20 protein-coding genes and 2 tRNA genes are annotated in these 21584 nt (G+C 57.3%); 5 read left to right on the top strand and 17 right to left on the bottom strand.

The genetic code is table 11. The features are described 5' to 3' along the window. From OKB77_RS13550 to ruvA, 15 genes are all read right to left on the bottom strand, one after another. Window positions 1–72: transfer RNA gene (locus OKB77_RS13550), tRNA-Val, on the bottom strand. A gap of 31 nt (window positions 73–103) precedes the next feature. Continuing rightward, window positions 104–179: transfer RNA gene (locus OKB77_RS13555), tRNA-Lys, on the bottom strand. A gap of 174 nt (window positions 180–353) precedes the next feature. Next, a complete protein-coding gene (ybgF, locus tag OKB77_RS13560) occupies window positions 354–1154 on the bottom strand; it encodes a tol-pal system protein YbgF (protein WP_064341673.1) in 801 nt (266 codons plus the stop codon). Window positions 1155–1312: 158 nt separating this feature from the next. After that, window positions 1313–1837 (bottom strand): peptidoglycan-associated lipoprotein Pal, encoded by a 525-nt coding sequence (pal, locus tag OKB77_RS13565; RefSeq protein ID WP_005304908.1) that lies wholly within the window; start codon window positions 1835–1837, stop codon window positions 1313–1315. A gap of 49 nt (window positions 1838–1886) precedes the next feature. Continuing rightward, entirely contained in the window at window positions 1887–3212 is a 1326-nt protein-coding gene (tolB, locus tag OKB77_RS13570; protein ID WP_005335728.1) for a Tol-Pal system beta propeller repeat protein TolB, read from the bottom strand. Between the two features lie 95 nt (window positions 3213–3307). After that, a complete protein-coding gene (gene tolA / locus OKB77_RS13575) occupies window positions 3308–4441 on the bottom strand; it encodes a cell envelope integrity protein TolA (RefSeq protein WP_013723471.1) in 1134 nt (377 codons plus the stop codon). 5 nt (window positions 4442–4446) lie between these two features. Continuing rightward, on the bottom strand, window positions 4447–4893 hold the full coding sequence (tolR, locus tag OKB77_RS13580; RefSeq protein WP_005335733.1) for a protein TolR: 447 nt from the start codon (window positions 4891–4893) through the stop codon (window positions 4447–4449). Beyond that, on the bottom strand, window positions 4893–5582 hold the full coding sequence (gene tolQ, locus OKB77_RS13585) for a protein TolQ (protein WP_005335735.1): 690 nt from the start codon (window positions 5580–5582) through the stop codon (window positions 4893–4895). The genes tolR and tolQ overlap by 1 nt, the downstream gene beginning before the upstream one ends. Next, window positions 5572–5979, bottom strand: a complete 408-nt coding sequence (ybgC, locus tag OKB77_RS13590; protein WP_123172353.1) for a tol-pal system-associated acyl-CoA thioesterase — start codon at window positions 5977–5979, stop codon at window positions 5572–5574. The genes tolQ and ybgC overlap by 11 nt, the downstream gene beginning before the upstream one ends. 105 nt (window positions 5980–6084) lie before the next feature. Further along, window positions 6085–6396, bottom strand: coding sequence for a cyd operon YbgE family protein (locus OKB77_RS13595; RefSeq protein ID WP_041202810.1), 312 nt, complete (start codon window positions 6394–6396; stop codon window positions 6085–6087). Continuing rightward, window positions 6383–6499, bottom strand: coding sequence for a cytochrome bd-I oxidase subunit CydX (cydX, locus tag OKB77_RS13600; protein WP_005304933.1), 117 nt, complete (start codon window positions 6497–6499; stop codon window positions 6383–6385). Before cydX ends, OKB77_RS13595 begins: the two co-directional genes overlap by 14 nt. Before the next feature lie 14 nt (window positions 6500–6513). After that, entirely contained in the window at window positions 6514–7650 is a 1137-nt protein-coding gene (gene cydB / locus OKB77_RS13605) for a cytochrome d ubiquinol oxidase subunit II (protein WP_005335741.1), read from the bottom strand. A gap of 11 nt (window positions 7651–7661) precedes the next feature. Then, window positions 7662–9218 (bottom strand): cytochrome ubiquinol oxidase subunit I, encoded by a 1557-nt coding sequence (locus tag OKB77_RS13610; RefSeq protein WP_005335743.1) that lies wholly within the window; start codon window positions 9216–9218, stop codon window positions 7662–7664. A gap of 934 nt (window positions 9219–10152) precedes the next feature. Continuing rightward, window positions 10153–11163, bottom strand: coding sequence for a Holliday junction branch migration DNA helicase RuvB (gene ruvB / locus OKB77_RS13615; protein ID WP_033135661.1), 1011 nt, complete (start codon window positions 11161–11163; stop codon window positions 10153–10155). Between the two features lie 8 nt (window positions 11164–11171). Then, window positions 11172–11786 carry a Holliday junction branch migration protein RuvA gene (ruvA, locus tag OKB77_RS13620; protein WP_005335746.1) on the bottom strand — a complete coding sequence of 205 codons (615 nt, stop codon included), beginning with the start codon at window positions 11784–11786 and terminating at the stop codon, window positions 11172–11174. A 260-nt stretch (window positions 11787–12046) separates the two neighbouring features. Here ruvA and OKB77_RS13625 point away from each other — a divergent pair, with 260 nt between their 5' ends. Further along, the gene (locus tag OKB77_RS13625; RefSeq protein ID WP_270817839.1) at window positions 12047–14056 is read left to right on the top strand and encodes a methyl-accepting chemotaxis protein; all 2010 of its coding nucleotides are present in this window, start codon (window positions 12047–12049) and stop codon (window positions 14054–14056) included. An 81-nt stretch (window positions 14057–14137) separates the two neighbouring features. Here the strand turns inward: OKB77_RS13625 and lysE are convergent, their stop codons facing one another. Both lysE and OKB77_RS13635 read right to left on the bottom strand, forming a co-directional pair. Next, window positions 14138–14746, bottom strand: a complete 609-nt coding sequence (lysE, locus tag OKB77_RS13630) for an L-lysine exporter (RefSeq protein WP_201990068.1) — start codon at window positions 14744–14746, stop codon at window positions 14138–14140. A gap of 207 nt (window positions 14747–14953) precedes the next feature. Then, window positions 14954–15736, bottom strand: a complete 783-nt coding sequence (locus tag OKB77_RS13635) for a LuxR family transcriptional regulator (protein ID WP_005335753.1) — start codon at window positions 15734–15736, stop codon at window positions 14954–14956. Window positions 15737–15798: 62 nt separating this feature from the next. On the opposite strand from OKB77_RS13635, the gene OKB77_RS13640 reads away from it, so the two are divergent. From OKB77_RS13640 to OKB77_RS13655, 4 genes are all read left to right on the top strand, one after another. Then, window positions 15799–16449 (top strand): acyl-homoserine-lactone synthase, encoded by a 651-nt coding sequence (locus OKB77_RS13640; RefSeq protein WP_236269406.1) that lies wholly within the window; start codon window positions 15799–15801, stop codon window positions 16447–16449. A 201-nt stretch (window positions 16450–16650) separates the two neighbouring features. Beyond that, window positions 16651–17550: a LysR family transcriptional regulator ArgP gene (locus OKB77_RS13645; RefSeq protein WP_270817840.1), complete on the top strand. Its 900-nt coding sequence runs from the start codon at window positions 16651–16653 to the stop codon at window positions 17548–17550. Between the two features lie 99 nt (window positions 17551–17649). Next, window positions 17650–19686 carry an exoribonuclease II gene (locus OKB77_RS13650; RefSeq protein ID WP_270817841.1) on the top strand — a complete coding sequence of 679 codons (2037 nt, stop codon included), beginning with the start codon at window positions 17650–17652 and terminating at the stop codon, window positions 19684–19686. 254 nt (window positions 19687–19940) lie between these two features. After that, entirely contained in the window at window positions 19941–21581 is a 1641-nt protein-coding gene (locus OKB77_RS13655; RefSeq protein ID WP_270817842.1) for a sensor domain-containing diguanylate cyclase, read from the top strand. Window positions 21582–21584 lie beyond the last annotated feature (3 nt).

The raw sequence follows: 21584 nt of genomic DNA on the forward strand, positions 1-21584 counted from the left end.
GGTCGTTACTGGGATCGAACCAGTGACCCCCTCCTTGTAAGGGAGGTGCTCTCCCAGCTGAGCTAAACGACCTGGGAATTCTGTCTCCACCGAGTGGAGAAAATGGTGGGTCGTGCTGGATTCGAACCAGCGACCAATTGATTAAAAGTCAACTGCTCTACCGACTGAGCTAACGACCCTCACCACGACCAGTTCCGACTGCATTACTGCTTCGGCTCTGACGGCGGCCTATATTACGGATTTAAATTTCCGGTGCAACAGAAAATTCGTAATTTAAATCCGTTTGCTCACTGTGCGTACAAATGCAGGCTGTTTTTACAGTAGCGTTACGAAAACAGTGACATACAGCAATGTTACAGCTTGGCCAGACTCTGTTTGGCCAACTGGGCCGGCGAGGTGTTGGGATAGCCCTTGATCACCTGCTCATAGAAGGATTTGGCTTCCGCCTTCTTGCCATCCAACTGCGCCAGCATACCCAGCTTCAGCAGCGCATCGGCTCGCTTGGGGGATTTGCTGTATTTGTTGGCCACGGTCGAAAACTGGGCCGAGGCACCGGCTCTGTCACCCTTATTGAACAGCAACTGGCCGAGCCAGTAGTGTGCATTGGGAACATAGCCCGAATTGGGGTACTGCTTGATGAAGCCCTGGAAAGCCGGAATCGCTTTGTCGTAGTTCTTCTCTTTGAGCACCATGTTGACCGCTGCGTCGTAGGCTTGGTTCTCATCCTGATTGGTTGAGTAATTGGCGGCAGCAGCCGGTGTGGCAGCAGCAGGGGCCGGGGCGGCTGGAGCAGCTTGCTGGCTGCTGGCAACCTTGTCGAGCTCCTGGTAGAGCTGACGCTGGCGCTCTTGCGACTGTTCCATCTGGTAGGTCTGCTGCTCCAGCTGACCACGCAGCTCGGAGACCTCCCCTTGCAGGGAGTCGACCTGTTGCTGCAATTCAGCTTGCAGTCGCAGACGGGCATTGAGGGTGCGCTCCAGCAGGGCAACCCGATCTTCCAGGCTACCGGTGGGCACGATGGCACCGTTGTTGCCGCTAAGGACAACGCCACCACCCGAGTCACCGCCCAGATCGCTGACAGGAGCCGCAGCTTGCGCATTCAGAGCAACCATTACGGCCAGCGCAACGACAGCTTGCTTGTACACAGATTTCATTCGGATCAAACCTTAGCGTTTAGTACAGATAAAACGGCCAGCGCCATCGTCGCTCGCATATGCAGATTTCATTCGGATCAAACCTTGGCGTTTAGTGCAAATAAAACGGCCATCGAAATGGCCGCTTGCATATAAACGAACTTCGTTCGGTTCAAACCTTAGTAAACCAAAACCGCGCGGCGGTTTTTGGCAAAGGCATCCTCGGTGTGGGACATGTCCAGCGGCTTCTCTTCGCCATAGCTGACGATGGAGAGCTGCTCGGCCTGCACACCCAGGGTTTGCAGATACTTGGCAACAGCCTTGGCACGACGCTCGCCCAGGGCGATGTTGTACTCCGGAGTACCGCGCTCATCGGCGTGACCTTCGATCAGGACTTTCACGCTCGGGCGCTCGCGCAGGTAGCTGGCGTGGGCATCCAGCAGATCAGCGTACTGACCCTGGATATCGTAACCGTCGAACGGGAAGTAGATCACGTTGTCACGCTGCAGTGCTTCGAACTTCTGACGCATCTGCTCTTCCGGGGACAACATGCCGTTGGCGCCGCCGGTTTGTACACCGCCCATGCCGTCGGTCATACCTGATTCAGCGCCAGCGGCGTCGGAATCAGAAGAAGAACTACAAGCAGCCAGGGTGAACAGTGGCAGTGCGATGGCCAAACCCTTGAGCAGTTTATTGAGTTGCATGCTATTTCCTTAAACCTTTATAACAAAACAAAAAACAATTGGATTTTTATCAATTCAAGAAGGGCGACCAAGCTGGTGCACGAATTTCACCGCTACTGGTCGGAAGCACAGCCTTGAAGCGACCATCAGTCGACACCAACGCGAGACTCTTACGACCCTGATAGATGGTGGCATAAATGATCATGCTGCCATTGGGAGCCACACTTGGCGACTCATCCAGAGCGCTCTGGGTAAGGACCAACAGGGCATTGTTTTCCATGTCCTGACGGGCAATACGATACTGTCCCTGAACACGGGTCACCATCACCATGATTTTGCCATCAGGAGTGATGGATGCACCCTGGTTGGATTCACCTTCCCAAGTCATCCGGCGAGTCATACCAGTCGCCAAATTTACGCTATAAATCTGGGGTTTGCCACCACGTTCAGAGGTGAACAACAAATTTTGCCCGTCCGGCATCCAGGAGGGTTCGGTGTCGATCACACGGCTGGTTGTGACGCGGGTCAGCTGCTTGCTAGCGACATCAACCACATAGAGGTTCGGTGAACCATCTTTGGAGAGAACGATAGCCAGACGACGACCATCCGGAGACCACTCCGGCGCCCCGTTGATACCGCGGAAACTGGTGATCAGGCTGCGCTGCTGGGTGTAGATATCCTGTACGTAGATTTCGGACTTCTGGTTCTCGAAGCTCACGTAAGCCAGCTTGCTGCCATCCGGCGACCAGGCTGGAGACATCAACGGTTCGCGGGAGCGCAGCAGGGTTTTCTCGTTGTAACCGTCGTAGTCAGAAATACGCAGTTGGTACGGGAACTGGGTACCCTGCTGTACAGAGACATAAGCCAGACGGGTCAGGAAGGCACCGCGCTCGCCAGTCAGACGCTCATAGACGATGTCTGAGATACGGTGGGCAAACTGGCGCATCTGGGCCCCCGGGATGGTCGCCATGCGGCTATCCAGAATGTAACCGTTGCTCTCGCCACCTTGCGCCTTGGCCAGCTGGCCTTTCAGCACATCGACCAGCTCGAAGTTGACCTTGTAGGTGCCGTCACCGACTGCCGAAATGGAACCCACCACCACGGCTTCAACCCCTTGGGAGGCCCAGGGAGCGAAGTTGATCTCGCTGCTGCTGCTCGGGGTCTGCGGCATCTGGCCACGGGCCAGCGGCTTGAACTTGCCGCTGCGCATCAGGTCGTTGGAGACCACTTCCGCGATGTCCTGCGGCAACTGCCCGTTACCTTCCCACTTGAAGGGGGCGACAGCGATGGGGCGTGCGCTATCAATACCGCCGGTGATGACGATGTCCAGGGCCGCCTGGGCACTCTGGCCCAGCAACAAACAGCCAACCAAAGCAAAAAATACTTTTCTGATCATGGCTTAAATACTCGGTTCCAATATAGATGAGAGGTTAAATTCCTTTCTCGGCGAGAGGTTGCCAACCGGAGGCAAGCAACCTCGTTTTATCACGCTTAGATACTCGGTTCTAACTTCAGGTTAAATTCCTTCAACATCTCGAATGCCGCAGGATCCTTGGGCACAGGCAGTTGATTGGCTTTCAGAACAGCCGCCTTACCGGAACGACAGACCGCCGGGTCACCCTGGCCGTTATCTACCGATATGACAAAGCCACTGCTCGCAAGACGTACGCCGATAGTACATGTTTTGCCCCGCATGGTGGGATCCAAAATCATATACCGCTCAACAGTGGCCTTGATGAGCGCCGCATATTTGTCGACTTCGCCCTGGGCTGCTGCCGATGCCGCCTGACTGCGAGCATTGGCCTCAGCCGACAGCTGCTGCTGCATCATCTCTTCCATCTCTTTTTGCAGCTTGGCCTGCTCGGCGGCTTTACGCTTGCGCTCAGCCGCGATCTTGGCCTGCTTTTCGGCCTCTGCCTTGGCTTTCTTCTCTGCGTCAGCTTTTGCCTTTTTCTCAGCCTCTTCCTTGGCCTTCTTCTCGGCCTCGGCTTTGGCTTTTTTCTCTGCTTCTGCCTTAGCTTTCTTCTCGGCTTCGGCTTTGGCCTTCTTGTCAGCTTCCGCTTTCTTGGCCTTGGCTTCTGCCGCCTTGGCCTTCTCTTCAGCCTCTTTCTTCTCTTGTTCCTTTTTCTTCTTCAGCGCCAACGCCTTGCTCTCGGCTTCCGCCGCTTTACGCTCGGCTTCGGCCTTCTTGGCCTTCTGTTCTTCCAGCTTGCGGGCTTCCTCGGCTTTTTGGGCCTTCTCTTCCGCCTGCTTCTGCTCGGCAACCTTCTTCTGCTTCTCGGCCTCGGCCTTGCGAGTCGCCTCTTCGGCCTGCTTGCGCTTGGTCTCGGCGATGCGAAGCTGCTCCTGTTTCTGAGCCAGCTCGCGCTTGGCGAGATCCGTGTCTTCCTTATCCTTCTCTTTCTCTACCTTTTGAGGCTTGGGCTGAGATTTCTGCTGCTGGATCTGCTTGGCCTGTTCGTTGAGGAAGTTCTCATCGAGCATGACGGCATTGACGATCTGCCCCTTCGATTCGGGTCGTTTCGGTTTGCTGAAATCGAGCCCGACAAACAGGATGATGCCGATGATCAGGTGCAGCAGAAACGACGCGATGAGATAACCGGAAATACCACGCTTCACATCCATCTCCGTTAGTTCACCGGATCTGTCATCAGGCCAACCTGAGGCACACCCGCATTCTTGAGGGCCACCATCAACAGGATCACCTCTTCGTAGCGCACGGCCTTGTCACCCGCGACCACCACGGGGGCATTCTGGTTGATCGCCAGATAGCCCATGGCTTTTTCGGTGATGTATTGCTGCATCGCCTCTGGCGTGCCGCTTGGCACCGGCTCGTCATCGGCTTCGCCAGCCTTGATGACATACTCGCCTTCGGTATTGACGCTGACGATGAAGGGCGGCTTGGCATCTTCCGGCAACTGCTCGGACTCAGCCTGTGGCAGATCCACTTTGACCCCTTGCGTGATCACCGGCGTGACCGCCATAAAGATGATAAGCAGCACCAGCATGACGTCGATATAGGGAACCACGTTGATCTCGGCCACCTTTTTGCGCCGGATCCGCTGATAGGTTTGCATTACTGATCACCCTGCTGCTGTGCAATTTGACGGTTCAGAATGGTGGTGAACTCGTCCATGAAGTTGGCGTAGGCGTTCTCCAGCCGCTCTACCTTGTTGGAGAAGCGGTTGTAGAAAATAACCGCCGGGATAGCGGCAAACAGACCCATGGCAGTGGCGATCAGCGCTTCCGCGATACCCGGTGCCACCATCTGCAGGGTGGCCTGCTGCACCTGACCCAGGGCGATAAAGGCGTTCATGATCCCCCATACGGTACCAAACAGACCGATATAGGGGCTGATGGAACCGATGGTCGCCAGCACCGGCAGGTTGGATTCCAGATCATCCACCGCGCGGGAGAGGGAGACGCGCATGGCGCGGTAGGTACCATCCATCACCGCATCCTGACCACGGGCACCGGCCTTGAGCAAGCGGGCATACTCCTTGAAGCCGGAGTAGAAGATATCTTCCATGCCTTCGATATCATCGCGGCGGGAAGAGGACTCCTGATAGAGGCGATTGAGATCGACCCCTGACCAGAAGCGATCTTCAAACTGTTCCGATGCGAGATTGGCCGCCTTGATCGCCTTTGAACGCTGGATAATCAGCGCCCACGAGACAATAGACATGCTCATCAGGGTCATCATGACCAGTTTTACCAACAGGCTGGCTTGCCAAAACAGGCCAATAAACGAAATTTCAGCGTGCACTTAACAGCACTCCCTTGATTTTTTCAGGTATAGCTACAGGTTTCATTTGCGGATAACTGACACAGGCTATCTGTACCATGGCCTGGGTGATCAGTCGTCCATCAGCCGCCAGGATCTGCTGCGAAAAGCGCAGGGATGCGCGTTTCACTTCAATCACTTGCGTTAATACATTCAATAGTTCATTAAAACGGGCCGCCGAGCGGAAATCGATCTCAGTTCGGCTCACCACGAAGGCATATCCCTCCTGCAGCCAGACGTCCTGTTCGACCCCTTTGGCACGAAGAAACTCGGTGCGAGCACGTTCCATAAACTTGAGATAATTGGCGTTGTAGACGATGCCCCCGGCGTCGGTGTCTTCGTAGTAGACACGCACCGGAAACTCAAAGACTTCCCCCATAACAATCTGTGATCCATTCGACAGTCAGATGGGGGGCTATCATAGCGCAGGGCTGAATAGGAAAGAAGCAGGGGGAGACAGGGAAATCCTGCCTCCCCCCGTTTTTTATGAAAGGAAATATGAATGTGTCAGCCAGAGGCCATACAACAAACTGGGCCAGGCGAGCCAGGGGTTGAACAGCACACGTCCGGGCAGGCTTTTCAGATGAAAGCCAAGCCCGTTAAGTACGCCACAACAGACGGCCCACATCAGCCAGGGAGCAAGCCAGAGACCATGCTCGCTGGTGTTGGCCGCGATCAGATTGGGGGCCTGTAAAATAGCGACGGCCAACAAGGCCGCCGCGAGTAACATCAACCCCTGCCACGGCTGCCGCTCCAGTGGAGCGGCCAGCCTGGCGAGTCGATCACTTGTTTTCATCGATCTGACGATCCATGTTCTCGGTGTGTTCCAGCCACAGCGCATTGATGATGCCAAATGCACAGGCCAGCAACAGCCCCAGGATCCAGGTGAAATACCACATTGTCAGCGCACCTCTTAATAGAGAGATTGTTGGTTATCTTCGATGTGCTTGTTGGTTACCCGGCCAAACATCTTGATGTAAGTCCAGATGGTGTAACCCAGCACAATCGGTACGAAGATCGCTGCAGCCACAGTCATCACCTGCAAGGTGTTGAAAGAGGCAGTAGCATCCCACATGGTCAGGCTCAGTGACGGCTCAAGGCTTGAGGGCATCACGAACGGGAACATGGAGAAACCGGCAGTGAGGATGACCCCGGCAATCGCCAGCGAGGAGCTGGTAAACGCCAGCCAGCCGATGTTCATGCGGGCAAACAGCGCAGTCAGCAGGCTCATGGCCAGGCCCAGTACAGGGGCAGCCACCATCCACGGATAGAGGGTGTAGTTGTTCATCCAGGCACCAGCCTGCAGGACAACTTCCTTGTTCATCGGGTTGGATACCGCGTCAGTCGCGGCAGCCTTGACGATGACATACCCTTCCATACCGCTTACCCACCAACCCGCGGCAGCAAACAGCACCAGAGTCAGCAGTGAGCAGATCATGGCGGCCGTGCGGGAACGCGCCAGCACTTCACCGTCGGTCTTCATCATCAACCAAGTTGCGCCCTGGGTGAGCAGCATGAACAGACTCACCAGACCAGCCAGAATGCCGAACGGGTTAAGCAGACCAAAGAAGTTGCCGTGATAGGTCAACATCATGAACTGGTTAAACTCGAACGGAACGCCTTGCAGCAGGTTGCCAAAGGCCACACCAAAGACGATGGGCGGTACGGCGCTGCCGGCGAACAAGGCCCAGTCCCAGTTGCTGCGCCATTTGGCATCAGCACGCAGGGAGCGGTACTTGAAACCGACCGGACGCAGGAACAGCGCCATCAGCGTCAGGATCATGGCGATGTAGAAGCCGGAGAAGGTCGCGGCATACACCATCGGCCAGGCGGCGAACAAGGCACCACCGGCAGTGACCAGCCAAACCTGGTTACCTTCCCAGTGCGGTCCCATGGTGTTGAGCATCACGCGGCGCTCGACATCTTTCTTGCCGACGAACGGGAGCAGTGCGCCTACCCCCATGTCGAAGCCGTCAGTGATGGCAAAACCGATCAGCAGTACGCCGACCAGAGCCCACCAGATGACACGCAGAGTTTCGTAATCAAACATGGTCGCTCTCCTTATGCCTTGATCTGTTCAAAGTGATACTTGCCAGTCTTCAGGCTGCTGGGGCCAAGACGGGCATACTTGAACATCAGGTACATCTCGATAACCAGAAGTACGGTATAGAACAGGCAGATACCGATCAGAGAGAACCAGATCTCGGCTGCAGGCAAGTTGGATGCAGAGAGGGAAGTCGGCAACACCTCTGCAATGGTCCAAGGTTGGCGACCATATTCAGCAACAAACCAGCCAGCTTCGATAGCGATCCACGGTAGCGGGATACCCCACAGCAGACCCTTGAGCAGCCACTTGCGCTTGCCGATCTGGTGACGGGCACTGTCATAGAAGGCCATACCAATCAACACCAGCATCAGCATGCCGACGGCAACCATGATGCGGAAGGCGAAGAACAGCGGCAGTACCTGCGGGATGGAGTCATCCACGGCGGCCTTGATCTGCTCGTCGGTAGCATCGGTCACGTTGCTGGTGTAGCGCTTGAGCAGCAGACCGTAGCCCAGATCCTGCTTCACTTCGTCGAAGCGAGCGCGGGTCTCGTCAGACTTGTCACCGGATTGCAGCTTGGTCAGCAAGTCGTAAGCGGTCATACCGTTACGAACGCGCAGTTCGTGCTCGCTCTTCAGATCCTTCAGACCGGTTACCTGACCGTCCAGAGAACGGGTCGCGATAATGCCCAGCGCATAGGGGATCTTGATGGCGTAGTCGGTGCGCATCTCTTCCTGATTCGGAATACCGAACAGGGTAAAGGCAGCCGGAGCAGGTTCGGTCTCCCACTCAGCTTCGATAGCGGCCAGTTTCACCTTCTGCACTTCACCGGTCTCGTAACCGGATTCATCACCGAGGATCAGAACGGACACGATGGAAGCCATACCGAACGCAGCGGCAATGGCGAAGGAGCGACGGGCGAACGCCACATCACGATTCTTCAGCAGGTAGTAGGAGGAGATACCCAGCACAAACATGGCGCCACAGGTATAACCAGCCGCCACAGTGTGGACGAACTTGACCTGAGCAACCGGGTTGAGCACCACGTCAGCGAAGCTCATCATCTCCATCCGCATGGATTCGAAGTTGAACTCTGCACCGACCGGGTTCTGCATCCAGCCGTTGGCGACCAGGATCCAGAGGGCTGAAAGGTTGGTACCCAGCGCCATCAACCAGGTGGCAGCCAGATGCTGATGCTTGCTCAGACGATCCCAACCAAAGAAGAACATACCGACGAAGGTGGACTCCAGGAAGAAGGCCATCAGCCCTTCGATAGCCAGCGGGGCCCCGAAGATATCGCCGACATAATGGGAGTAGTAAGCCCAGTTCGTCCCGAACTGGAACTCCATGGCCAGACCTGTGGTGACCCCCAAGGCAAAGTTGATACCAAACAACTTACCCCAGAATTTGGTCATGTCCCGGTAGATGGTGTTGTTGGTCATCACATAGACGGATTCCATGATCGCCAGGAGAAAGGCCATTCCCAGCGTCAGGGGTACAAACAAAAAGTGATAAAGGGCCGTCGCAGCGAACTGGAACCGCGATAGGTCTACCACATGCTCAGCAATCATGATGTTTCCTCACCGATTATTGGCACGGCTATTTTAAGTTTTAAGCACAAAGCTTCCGTTGGAGGTTAGCGAATGAGCCTTATTGGGACGTGTCACAACAAAACGCGTTCAGTAACCACTGGCATTAACAACAAGGCAATACGAGAACACAAATAAAGCTAATGTTTAACAATTCCAAAACAATCAGCCTAAATTTATTCTCGCCCATGATGACCGGGTTTTTATATCACCTTTATTTGATTGAAATCAATGTAAAAGGACCCGCCATACATGGCTTTGAAAGGCATTTTTAATCTATTTCACGATTATTGACGCGAGCCAGATCACAAAACACGATAAAGCGTAAAACATTGATTTAAATCAATTTAAGAATTTAACATCCCGCCACTCGGTTTAATTTGAAAAGCGTGAATGACGCGCCTTTTTCCATGTTATCCGAGTCAGTCAATCTGATTCGAAAACTCAATTTAAAATTGCAAAGAATGCATACTCATGCGAACCAATTTCATCAATAAAGACATTAGATAAACTAATTTGAAGAGTGCAATTTTTCTTGTTTGCCGGGGTCGATTCGAACTCCTACAATGCGCCTCGCAGTGAGGGCATACCCTTGGATACAGGCCGGTTAATCCGGGTTCACGGTACGTATTCGACGATCAATTTGAACCTGTCTATTGGAATCGAAGATGAAAAAGTTTGTTGCTAAAACCATCCGTTACTACAAGCTTTCCTTTGTTCAGCTCTATCAACTGAACCGACTCTGAGAGCTCGCGACGGCTCACCTGTTTATTTTCCGGTCTGTGTCCAGACGCACTCACTGTCTGTGAACATCCATCCTGAATTGTCTTTGCCCACCGCATCCGCCGTGGGCTTTTTTTTGCCCGGATAATAAAAAACCGCCTTTGACGGCGGTTTCATGTTCAAACGACTGTTTTTACTTCTCATCTGGTCGCTGAAGACCGAAATGAGCGTAGGCTCGTGTGGTCGCAATCCGTCCTCTGGGTGTACGTTGCAGATACCCTTGCTGGATCAGATAAGGCTCCAGCACATCTTCGATAGTATCTTTCTCTTCCCCGATCGCGGCGGCCAGATTATCGAGACCCACCGGGCCCCCCATAAACTTGTCTATCACAGCCAACAATAACTTGCGGTCCATGAAGTCGAAGCCTTCATTATCGACATCCAGCATGTCCATGGCGCGAGCAGCAATGGGGCCGTCGATCCGGCCATCGGATTTCACCTGGGCAAAGTCGCGCACCCGCCTTAACAAACGGTTAGCAATCCGCGGCGTGCCGCGAGAGCGACGGGCGACCTCAATGGCACCATCTTCCGTCATCTCGAGCCCCAGACAACGGGCGCTGCGGGAGACGATATCGGTCAGATCCTTGACGTTGTAGAACTCCAGCCGCTGGACGATGCCAAAACGATCCCGCAGCGGGCTGGTCAGTGAACCTGCCCGGGTGGTGGCGCCAATCAGGGTGAAGGGAGGCAGATCCAGCTTGATGGAGCGAGCTGCGGGTCCCTCCCCGATCATGATGTCGAGCTGGTAATCCTCCATCGCCGGATAGAGCACCTCCTCCACCACCGGACTGAGACGGTGGATCTCGTCGATGAACAACACATCGTTCGGTTCAAGGTTGGTGAGCAGAGCCGCCAGATCCCCCGCTTTCTCCAGCACCGGGCCGGAGGTGGTCTTGATATTGACCCCCATCTCGTTGGCGACGATGTTGGCGAGGGTGGTCTTGCCCAAGCCCGGAGGGCCGAAGATCAGCAGGTGATCGAGCGCTTCGCCCCGCTGACGGGCCGCTTCGATAAAGATCTCCATCTGTTCGCAGACGGTATCCTGACCGGTGTAGTCAGCCAGCTTCTTGGGGCGGATAGCCCGGTCAATAATGTCATCCTCACGGGCGGCACTGGCCGAGATGAGGCGGTCTGCTTCAATCATCAACTACCTCATACCAGGCTACGCAGGGATTCACGGATGATATCTTCCACCGACATCCCCTCTTTGGCGATCTTGCTGACAATCTGACTCGCCTGCTGCGGCTTGTAACCGAGGGCCACCAGCGCACTGGCCGCCTCTTCGGTCACATCAGGGGCCCGCAATTCGGGCTCACTGGCTGGCAAGGTGACCATGGCCGGGGAGAAGAGGTCGTGACTGACCCAGCCCTTGAGGCGATCCTTCATCTCCACCACCAGCCGCTCGGCGGTCTTCTTGCCGACTCCCGGCAGTTTGACCAAAGAGCTTATCTCTTCACGTTCGACACTCAGCACGAATTGGGTAGCTGTCATGCCGGAAAGAATAGCCAGCGCCAGCTTGGGGCCGACTCCGTTGGTTTTGATCAGCTCGCGGAACAGTGCCCGCTCCTGTTTGTGGTTGAAACCATAGAGCAACTGGGCATCTTCCCGCACCACGAAGTGAGTATGGATGGTCGCTTCCTTGCCGATCTCCGGCAAATCATAGAAGCAGCTCATCGGCATCTGTACCTCATAGCCAACCCCGCCCACTTCCAGCAGGACCTCGGGGGGCTGCTTTTCAATGACAATGCCTCTCAAGCGACCAATCACGGCTCTCTCCTCACCAATACAACTATTCGTAAATTGGCTCATAGCATAAAGAATAACTGGATAAGTATCCAGCATAGGGCTGCAACACCCGCGTAGTCAGAGAGGCTTTTTATCCAATTTTCCACCATGCTTGATCGGGTGCAACCAGTGCACGGGATGTTTCAGCGCCGCACCGGTCCCCGAGCGGGGGATAAACCACTAAACTAAACCCGTTCGGAACCGAAACTGGTGCCAATGTCGATACCAAGGAAGGCCATCACATGAAAATTGTTACCACCTCCAATCTGGGTCTTGCCATATTGCTCGGCTGTACGCTGGGCATGGGGGTCGTTGGCTGGTATGGCAGCCAGCGGCTAGCCAATCTGCTCTCCTATGTGCTGGGCGCCGCCTGGCAGACCGCCGACGGTGCCATGGAGGGCTCCATAGAGCTGGGCAACCAACAGCTACAGATTCAGAAGATGCAAAACGGAACCCCACTCAATCGCGCCGAACTCGATGCTGCCAAGGCGGCGACCGATGATGCGCTGGCCCGGGTCAGCCAGGGGCAGCTCATTGATGGTGCGGCCCTTGCCACCATGGAACAGCACAAGCAGGACTATCAACAGCAACAAGAGAAGCTGCTGGCGCTCTATCACGCCTATACCGAGGTGGATCAGGCCCTGCATCACAACGCCGATCTGATGGCCCGCCTCTCGACCCAGCTGGAGGTGATCGGCGACGGCGCGGTCGAGGCGCTGACCCAATCCCCCGACCAGACCATCAGCTGGAACAGCGGCCTCTCCACTCGCTGGGAAGCGGCCGACGGGGGGATGGAATCCAACATAGGCTTTTTGCGCCAGCTCTATGCGCTGGAAAAGATGCGCAGACAAGGAGTCACAGAGGCGATCAAGGCCGAGCTGAAAGAGGCGACCGATTTCTACCACGAAGCGATCGACAGCATGCTCGGCACCGGGCTGTTCGATATCGAGGGAACCGGCGAATTTGCCGGCAAGACACTGTCGGCAGAGTATCGCGCCCTGTTGGCCCGGCATCAGCAACTGATGGGACAGTGGGTCGATGCGCTCGGCAGCTATCAGGCCCAGCAGTCCGCCTATGAGGTCAGTGCCGATGAGCTGCGACAACAGCTGGTTGCCATCGAGGAGAGCGGCGATGCCACCGTCGAGGATCAGGTGGCCCAGCTCAACGGCATCATCAGCAAGATCCGAACCCTGCTGCTGGGTGGCCTGTTGCTGAGCCTGATCATGGTCACCCTCTGCGGCTTCTGGCTGACCCGCAAGCTGGTGACCCCGCTGCTGCAAGTGGACAAACGAATGCAGGATATCGCCGCCGGCGAGGGAGACCTCAACGCCCGCATCAACCTGCAACGTGATGACGAGATAGGCTCGCTGGCAAACAGCGTGGATCGTTTCATCGAGAAACTGCAGAAGATGATCAGCTCCACCATGGACAACAACCAACACATCAGCGAGCACGTTCACACCTCGGTCAACCGGGTGGAGGCAATCAGCCAGAGCAGCCGCCAGACCGCCGAACATGCGCTGGCCCTGCACCACGACAGTGAACAGATGGTGCAAGTCGCCACCGGTATCTCGGACAACTGCAGCATGGCGGCCCACAATGCCAACGAGGTGCGCCAGCTGACCACCGAGAGCAGCCAGTATGTCGCCTCCGCCAGCGCGGGCATGCAACGGGTGGTACAAGAGGTGAGCGAGTGTGCCATCGCCATCAACTCCCTCAAGGAGCAGGCAGGTCAGATTGGCCAGATTATTTCCACCATCAGCGGTATCTCGGAACAGACCAACCTGCTGGCCCTCAATGCGGCCATCGAAGCGGCTCGCGCGGGGGAGATGGGGCGTGGCTTTGCGGTGGTTGCGGACGAGGTGCGCACCCTGGCCAATCGCACCGCAACATCGAGCGCCGAAATTAGCCAGGTGATCAGCAGCATCCAGCAGCAGACCGAGACCGCCTACCTGATGATGCAGCGCAACCTCAAGACGGTGGAGTCCGGCATGCAGGACTCCGAGAACACCAAGCAGATCCTGTTCAAGGTGGAAGGCGCCATCGACCAGCTGGCCGACATGGTGCAGCAGGTGGCCGTGGCTACCGGGCAACTGTCACACACCCTGAGCCACTCCTCTGACAAGGTCTCCGGCATCAGTCTGCAAGCCAGAACCGGCGAACAGGAGGCGCAGGAGTGTCTGCAACTCGCCTCCTCGCTCCATCAGGCCAGCCTGCTGCAGCAGCGCCTGCTCTCCCAGTTCAGGGTCTGAACCCTTTCAATAGCAAAGATGCCACTCATATGAGTGGCATCCTTTTGCTACCGATCGTTCATTCCTGCCGCCTTAACTTCCTCAACGTCCTATGGCCAGTTGAACAGCCAGGCTCAGCATGATGATGCCAACCAGCAGGTCGATCCCCTGCTGCACCCGGCTGCGGGCCAGCCAGGGCGCCAGTGCCGCTGCACCCAGCGCCAGCGAGTAGAACCACACCAACGAGGCCAGCATGGCCCCCGCAGCAAAAGCCGGACGCAGGGACTCGCTCACCTGACTGCCAAGGGAGCCGAGCAGCATCAAAGTATCGAGATAGACGTGAGGATTGAGCAGCGTAACACCCAGCGTCATCGCCAGCACGCTTTTGGCCCCCATCTGCTGAGCAGTCTCGGCAAGCCCCTCCCCTTTGCCACGCCAGGCACTGAGCAGGGAACGGCCACCAAACCAGCCGAGAAACAGCACGCCTCCCCAGGTGAGCAGTGCCATGCCGAGGGGGCTGGTGGCCAGCACATTGGCTCCGCCAAATACGCCGATAGCAATCAGGGTGAGATCGCAGAGGCTGCAGAGCGTGGCCGTCAGCAGATGGTGATTGCGATGGATGCCCCGACTCAGCACAAAGGCATTCTGGGCGCCGATGGGGATGATCATGGCCAGACCGATGGTGAAGCCTTGCAGTGTCGTTGCGAGCATCATGGAGAGTACCGTTCGAAATGATGAATGAGCGGCACTATAGCGATGGTAGTTCCCTCTTAGAAATTCATTGATTTACTGATTGATTCATTTTGCTAATAAAAACCGGCATACCCAGCCGCTGTTCCAGCCCTTGTCAATTACCGGATCTGACAATTGTGACCCTCAGAGTGCGGCAGGAGAATCTGTTGCGCCTGTGGGCTCAGCCTACTGCAGCAATCTGGGGAAGTTGGTCACCACAACTTGCTCCAGATTGGGCAGCAACAGCCCCGTACTAACCCCTTTGGCAATGGCCTGATAGCGGTTCATTGAGCCGGTTTTGCGGGTGACCTGATTGAGATGGTAATTGACCGTGCGCTCCGTGATCCCGAGGATGCAGGCGATCTCGCTAGAGGTCTTCCCTTCGCTGGCCCAGAACAGGCACTCGGTCTCGCGCTCGGTCAAGGGGTCTTTACCCGCACTATCCATCATGCTGAAACGCACCACCCGAATGGCCGCCTCGAAGATGTAATTGGACATCCAGGAGAGGATCGGCGAGGACTCCAGCAGCAGGTCGCTCGAGGCCCGCTCGGAGGTGATGAAGGAGAGAATACCGTTCTCCCCGGCAGCACCGTGCAGAGGGAAGGAGATGCCGTTACGCAACCCGAACTCGGCTGCCAACCCCATCACGTCCATGGTTCCCTCCTGCAAAAAACTGGCCCGCTCATCGAGGCGGTTCCAGTAAATGGGCAGCGTCTGCTTGCGTGCCAGCCGGATCACCGGATCGCACGCCAGCATGTTGTTTTCGGTATAGGCCTGCACCCAGGAATCGGGGCACTGGTTGAACAGCACCACCTTGGGCCTTTGCATCGACATCGGCAGGATCAGGGCGAAGCGATAGTAGTCATAGCCCATCCCGAGCGTAAAGCGACCGATCAGTTCGGCCAGACGATTGCCGTCCGTCACCGAAGTGAAATGTTCGAGGTACTCAAGCAGTTGGTCTCTGTTCATATGAAAGCCCCCTTGGCCAGACATGTGATTATAACGGCGAATAGCAAGATAGAGGGTCCATAATGTTGGTTTTTAAAGGAAAATTGAGAGAACATCCACGAAACGAGGTGGAGAATGAACTCTATCGCTTTCGAAATCGCGTCTTTTCCGACCGGCTAGGCTGGGATGTCGAGTCTCATCGGGGCCTGGAGCGTGACAGCTTCGACACGCCAGACACCCATTGGGTTCTGATCGAGGACGAACAAGGGCTGTGTGGCTGTATTCGTCTGCTCAACTGTGCCGATGCCTATATGCTGCCCACCATCTTCCCCACCGCCCTTGCCGGTGAAAGCGCGCCACGCACCCCAGATGTCTGGGAACTCACCCGTCTGGCTATCGATGCCCAGCGCGCACCGCGCATGAGCAATGGCGTCAGCGAACTCACTTGCGTCATCTTCCGCGAGGTCTATGCCTTCGCCCATGCCCACGGGATCCGGGAGCTGGTCGCCGTCGTCAGCCTGCCGGTGGAGCGCATCTTCCGCCGACTTGGCCTGCCCATCGAGCGGCTCGGTCATCGGCAGGCGGTCGATCTGGGTGCGGTAAGGGGCGTTGGCATCCGCTTCCATCTGGATGAGCGCTTCGCGCAGGCGGTCTCCCAACCTCTGCTGGGCCATTATCAAACCAGCCATTATCCACTGCGGCAACCGTCACCGGTGTTGGCAGTTCACTCATAAAAAATCCCGGGAAAACAGACCCGGGATAAAGATGTCGCTACGATCTGCGCAGGGCTACCCCATGCGGCACCAGAGAGTATCCTCCCTCAATGGCCTGACCACTACTGTCAAAAATCACAGCGCAACGCCCCTTCCGCCGCCCATTGTTGTCCCCTGCCGAGTGACGTAGAGTCAGCCCTTGGGCAACGGAAGGGAGGGAAGATGAAAGAGCTGGACTACAAACTGCTGCGGGCGCTGGATGCGGTACTGCAGGAGCAGAACTTCGATCGGGCGGCCAAGTCGCTCCATATCACTCAGTCGGCCATCTCCCAGCGGATCAAGCAGCTGGAGCAGCAATTTGCCGAGCCGCTGCTCATTCGCAGCCAACCGCTGCAGGCCACGCCACTCGGCCAGAAGCTGCTGGCCCACTATCGGCAGGTACACCAGCTCGAGCTCGAACTGGCGGGGGAGCTGACCCCCGACCAACCGCAGGGACCAATCCGGATCAGCATCGCCGTCAACGCCGACAGCCTGGCCACCTGGTTTTTGCCCGCCATTGCCCCCTTGTTGAAACAGCACCCCATCGAACTCAACCTGCTGGTCGATGACGAGAGCCGCACCCTCGATAAGGTCCGCGAGGGTCAGGCCTTTGGTGCAGTCAGCCTGCATCCCCAGCCGCTGGCGGGTTGCTGCGTCGACGAGCTCGGTGAGATGAACTATCTGCTTACCGCCAGCCCCGCCTTCGTAGCCCGCCACTTCCCTCACGGCCTGACCCGTGAGGCGCTGGCCAAGGCACCGGCGGTGGCGTTCGATCAGCGCGATGACATGCATGTGAGCTTTATGAGAGAACACTTCGGGCTGGAGCCGGGCGGTTATCCCTGTCATACGGTCCACTCGTCAGAGGCCTTCGTCGCCATGGCCGAACAGGGGTTGGCCTATTGTCTCATCCCCGAATTGCAGATAAGAGGCCAGCTGGCAGGCAGGTCACTGCTCAACCTCAGTCCCGACCACGTTCTGACGGAACGCCTCTACTGGCACCGCTGGGTACTGGAAAAAGGGGTACACAAGCAGCTATCCCAACGCCTTATCGACCATGCCAGATCGCAGTTGAAACCACGCTGAGCAGGCCATTCACCTTGGCTTTGCAGGGCTAAAAACGTATAGTGCTGGGCGATCCTTCATCAGGTCTCCACCCAGGTTTTCACTTCAGGTTCCTCACTTATGTTCCAAGACAATCCGCTGCTGGCCCAGCTCAAGCAACAAATCCGCGAAAACATCCCGAAGAAAGAGGGTGTGATCCGCGCCTCGGACCGGGGCTTCGGCTTTCTGGAAGTCGATGAGAAGACCAGCTATTTCGTGCCGCCTCCCTACATGAAGAAGGTGATGCACGGTGACCGGGTGACCGCCCTGATCCGCACCGAAAAAGAGAAGGAAGTGGCCGAGCCGGATACCCTGCTGGAGCAGTCCGTCACCCGCTTCGTGGCCCGGGTCAAGATGTTCCGCGACCGCCTCAACGTGGTGGCCGACCATCCGCTGATCAAGGATGCCATCAAGGCCCGCGTCAAGAAGGGTCTGGATGAGAAAGAGTTCAAGGAAGGTGACTGGGTGGTGGCCACCCTCAAGCGCCATGCGCTGGTCGACGGCAACTTCTCTGCCGAGATCATCCAGAAGATTGCCGCCCAGGAAGATCACAATGTGCCCTGGTGGGTGGTGCTGGCGCGCCACAATCTGGCCCAGGTCGAGCCGGCTGACTTGCCGGAGTGGAAGGTGATCGAAGAGGAGGAGCTGCCCCGTCGTGACCTGACAAAGGTGCCCTTCTTTACCATCGACGGTGCCAAGACCAAGGATATGGACGATGCGCTGGCCATCACCAAGCTGGACAACGGCTGGGAGCTGCTGGTTGCCATCGCAGACCCGACCGCCTATGTGGCCGAAGGGAGCGAGCTGGACAAAGAGGCGGCCCAGCGCGCCTTCACCGTCTATATGCCGGGCCGCAACGTGCCGATGATCCCGCGCACCCTCTCCGACGAGCTTTGCTCCCTGAAAGAGGGCGAGGAGCGCAACACTCTGTGCGCCCGTCTGCTGATCGCCGAAGATGGTCTGCTGCTGGAGGAGACCGAGTTCTTCGCCGCCCGCATCTGTTCCCACGCCCGTCTCAACTATGACGACGTCTCCGACTGGGCCGAGCATGGCAAAGAGCTGTCTATCCACGCAGGCGTACTGGCCCAGCTGCCGCTGATGAAGGCGATGACCGAGGCGCGCATCGCGTGGCGCACCGAGCATGCGCTGGTATTCCCGGATCGTCCCGACTACGACTTCGAGCTGGGCGAGAATGGCGAAGTGCTGGCCATCCACGTCGAGCCGCGCCGCATCGCCAACCGCATGGTGGAAGAGTCGATGATCGCCGCCAACATCTGTGCCGGTCGCGTGCTGGGCAAGAGCGTCGGTTACGGCATCTTCAACGTTCACACCGGCTTTGACGAAGAGTCCCTCGACGGCGCCATCGACCTGCTGAAGAGTGCCGAAGCCCCGTTCGAGCGCGACGAGATCGCCAGCCTCTCCGGCTTCTGCGCCCTGCGCCGCTGGATCGACAACCTCGACACCCGCTGGCTGGATGGCAAGATCCGCCGCTTCCAGAGCTATGCGCTGATGTCCTCCGAACCGGGCGCCCATTACGGTCTGGGTCTGGATGCTTACGCCACCTGGACCTCCCCGATCCGTAAATACGGCGATATGGTCAACCATCGTCTGCTCAAAGCCGTCATCGCCGGCAAGACCCCGGGCGAGCGCCCGAGCACCGAGCTCACCGAGCACCTGACCGCCTGCCGCCGTCTGCACCGCATGGTGGAGCGCGACATCGGCGACTGGCTCTATGTTCGCTACCTCAAGGCCGATGCTGGCACCGACAAGGTGTTCAACGCCGAGATCATCGACGTGATGCGTGCTGGTCTCAAGCTGCGTTTGCAGGAGAACGGCGCCGTGGTCTTCCTGCCTGCCCGCCATATCCTCGACAACAAGGATCGACTGGAGTGCAACTGGGACAACGGCCGCGTCTATCTGGACAAGACCGAAGTGGTCTACGAGCTCGGCCAGATCATCGAGGTGAAGCTGACCGAAGCGGTGGAAGAGACCCGCTCCCTTATCGCCAAACCGGCGGTAGATCTGGTGCCGGGCCCGGCACCGGAAGCCCCGGCGGCCGAGAGTGCGCCAGCCGATAGCAGTGAAACGCCCGCTGAGGCTGCCCCCAAGGCAGAATAAGCCACGCAGAATCATCTGATCTGCCCGAGAGCCCGCCATCGTGCGGGCTCTTTTTTGCCCAGCATCCCGCCCTACAAGCTGCCATATATACCGTTATGGCACACAGTTCTAGCCACGATTGGCAAAGAACGCAGTGAATATCTCCACCAGCAGGGCTGAAAGCAACCATTATGTGCGCCACCTCTCCTTTCTGACATATTAATCAAGGAGGAATATGTCTATACTCGCTTGGGTACAATCCAAGGGATATTGGTATGCAGGAATGGGACCCGGAACACTTCACCAACTTCGCTCAGTTATGCGAAGTGAGCCTCGCCACCATCCGTGAAAAGACCGATGCCGAACGCCTCTACCTCTGGCTAAAAGCCCCCGAACCGCAGCTCTACAGCTTTCAGCTCGATCAGGGGCTGACCACGCTTGATCTCGCCCATCTCGGTCAACTGACCCTGCCCCACCACCTGATCGACAAGGCGATGGAGAAGGGACAACTGGTGATCGAACAACTCCAACCTCCGCCGGATCCCGGCGAAAATGTGGAGCCCGCCCAGCCGCAGTTACGCGCCTGTTTCCCTCTCAAGCGTCACATGAAACTGGAAGGGGTCATCTATCTGGAGACCCGCCGCCGCATCGATCGCCTCTCCTCCCACCAGCGTCAGGGCATCCAGCTCCTTATCCACTATCTGACTGCCGAGCTCAGCAATCACCTGCTCTCCAGCCAGGTCAATCAGGAGCGGGACCAGCGGCTCCATACCCAGACCGATCTGGTACAGAGTCAGGCACTGCAGGGCTCCTTCCTCACCATGTTGCAGGCGCTGCACATGGTCAGCGTCACCCTCTCCCGCAGTCGCAGCGAGAACGATCTGCTGCGGGATGCCGTGCTGCTGGCCCGCAAGGAGCTGCAGTTCGATCGGGTTGCCATCTTCCTGATCGAACCCGATGGCAAGACCATGCGCGGCACCTGGGGCACCAGCGAAGAGGGCGAGCTGATGGATGAACACAACTTCATCAGCCCCATTCCGGATCACCCCACGGTGCAAGAGGCGCTCAGGCGCAAGGACTACGTGCTGGTGATGGAAGATACCCCCCTCTACTACGAGAAGCAGCAGGTGGGCCGTGGCTGGAACGCCATGGTATCGCTGTGGGATGGCACCACCCCCATCGGCTGGATCGCCGCCGACAACCTGCTCTGGCACCGTCCGCTCAAAGCCTATCAGAGCGAGATCTTCAAACAGTACGCCGCCATCCTGTCGCAACTGCTGATCCGCCAGCGCACCCAGGAGCAGCTGGAAACCCTCAACCGCCAGCTGGAAGCCCGGGTCGCCGAGCGCACCATGCAACTGGCCGAGACCAACCGTGCGCTGGAGGAGGCCAATCACCGCCTCTCCCTGCTGTCGCTGGAAGATCCCCTCACCGGCATCGCCAACCGGCGCCAGTGGGACATCACCATGCAGCGGGAGTGGGAGTGGGCACGACGCACCCAGAACCTGCTGGCGGTATTGATGATCGACGTCGACGAGTTCAAGGCCTACAACGACCACTTCGGCCATGCCAAAGGGGATCTCTGCCTGCAACAAGTGGCCCATGTGCTGCGGGATGCAGAGCGGCGCTGTACCAATCTGGTCGCCCGTTACGGCGGGGAGGAGTTCGTCATTCTGCTCTGCGCCCCGCAACCCGGTGAGGCCGAACAGCTGGCCGGACGGATCCACGATGGTCTTACCCGCTTGAAAATGCCCCATCCCGCCTCGCGGGTTGCTGATTTCATTACGGTTAGCATAGGCTTTAGCTATCTGGTTCCCTCCCTGGACGGAGCATGGCAGACCCTGACCGAACAGGCTGACCAGGCGCTCTACCACGCCAAGTCACAAGGGAGGGCCCGCACTCTGGCCTATCGGTGATCC

It is taken from the genome of Aeromonas sp. Y318-3, assembly GCF_027706185.1.
Lineage (GTDB): Bacteria > Pseudomonadota > Gammaproteobacteria > Enterobacterales > Aeromonadaceae > Aeromonas > Aeromonas veronii.

What these genes read in the sequence shown, in the direction of transcription:
- pal (WP_005304908.1), bottom strand. Translation starts at nt 1,837, where the DNA reads ATGCAACTCAATAAACTGCTCAAGGGTTTGGCCATCGCACTGCCACTG.
- OKB77_RS13610 (WP_005335743.1), bottom strand. Translation starts at nt 9,218, where the DNA reads ATGATTGCTGAGCATGTGGTAGACCTATCGCGGTTCCAGTTCGCTGCG.
- tolA (WP_013723471.1), bottom strand. Translation starts at nt 4,441, where the DNA reads ATGGATGTGAAGCGTGGTATTTCCGGTTATCTCATCGCGTCGTTTCTG.
- ybgC (WP_123172353.1), bottom strand. Translation starts at nt 5,979, where the DNA reads ATGGGGGAAGTCTTTGAGTTTCCGGTGCGTGTCTACTACGAAGACACC.
- OKB77_RS13595 (WP_041202810.1), bottom strand. Translation starts at nt 6,396, where the DNA reads ATGAAAACAAGTGATCGACTCGCCAGGCTGGCCGCTCCACTGGAGCGG.
- OKB77_RS13645 (WP_270817840.1), top strand. Translation starts at nt 16,651, where the DNA reads ATGAAAGAGCTGGACTACAAACTGCTGCGGGCGCTGGATGCGGTACTG.
- cydB (WP_005335741.1), bottom strand. Translation starts at nt 7,650, where the DNA reads ATGTTTGATTACGAAACTCTGCGTGTCATCTGGTGGGCTCTGGTCGGC.
- OKB77_RS13655 (WP_270817842.1), top strand. Translation starts at nt 19,941, where the DNA reads ATGCAGGAATGGGACCCGGAACACTTCACCAACTTCGCTCAGTTATGC.
- tolB (WP_005335728.1), bottom strand. Translation starts at nt 3,212, where the DNA reads ATGATCAGAAAAGTATTTTTTGCTTTGGTTGGCTGTTTGTTGCTGGGC.
- lysE (WP_201990068.1), bottom strand. Translation starts at nt 14,746, where the DNA reads ATGCTCGCAACGACACTGCAAGGCTTCACCATCGGTCTGGCCATGATC.
- ruvB (WP_033135661.1), bottom strand. Translation starts at nt 11,163, where the DNA reads ATGATTGAAGCAGACCGCCTCATCTCGGCCAGTGCCGCCCGTGAGGAT.
- OKB77_RS13650 (WP_270817841.1), top strand. Translation starts at nt 17,650, where the DNA reads ATGTTCCAAGACAATCCGCTGCTGGCCCAGCTCAAGCAACAAATCCGC.
- OKB77_RS13635 (WP_005335753.1), bottom strand. Translation starts at nt 15,736, where the DNA reads ATGAACAGAGACCAACTGCTTGAGTACCTCGAACATTTCACTTCGGTG.
- ybgF (WP_064341673.1), bottom strand. Translation starts at nt 1,154, where the DNA reads ATGAAATCTGTGTACAAGCAAGCTGTCGTTGCGCTGGCCGTAATGGTT.
- tolR (WP_005335733.1), bottom strand. Translation starts at nt 4,893, where the DNA reads ATGCAAACCTATCAGCGGATCCGGCGCAAAAAGGTGGCCGAGATCAAC.
- OKB77_RS13640 (WP_236269406.1), top strand. Translation starts at nt 15,799, where the DNA reads ATGTTGGTTTTTAAAGGAAAATTGAGAGAACATCCACGAAACGAGGTG.
- OKB77_RS13625 (WP_270817839.1), top strand. Translation starts at nt 12,047, where the DNA reads ATGAAAATTGTTACCACCTCCAATCTGGGTCTTGCCATATTGCTCGGC.
- cydX (WP_005304933.1), bottom strand. Translation starts at nt 6,499, where the DNA reads ATGTGGTATTTCACCTGGATCCTGGGGCTGTTGCTGGCCTGTGCATTT.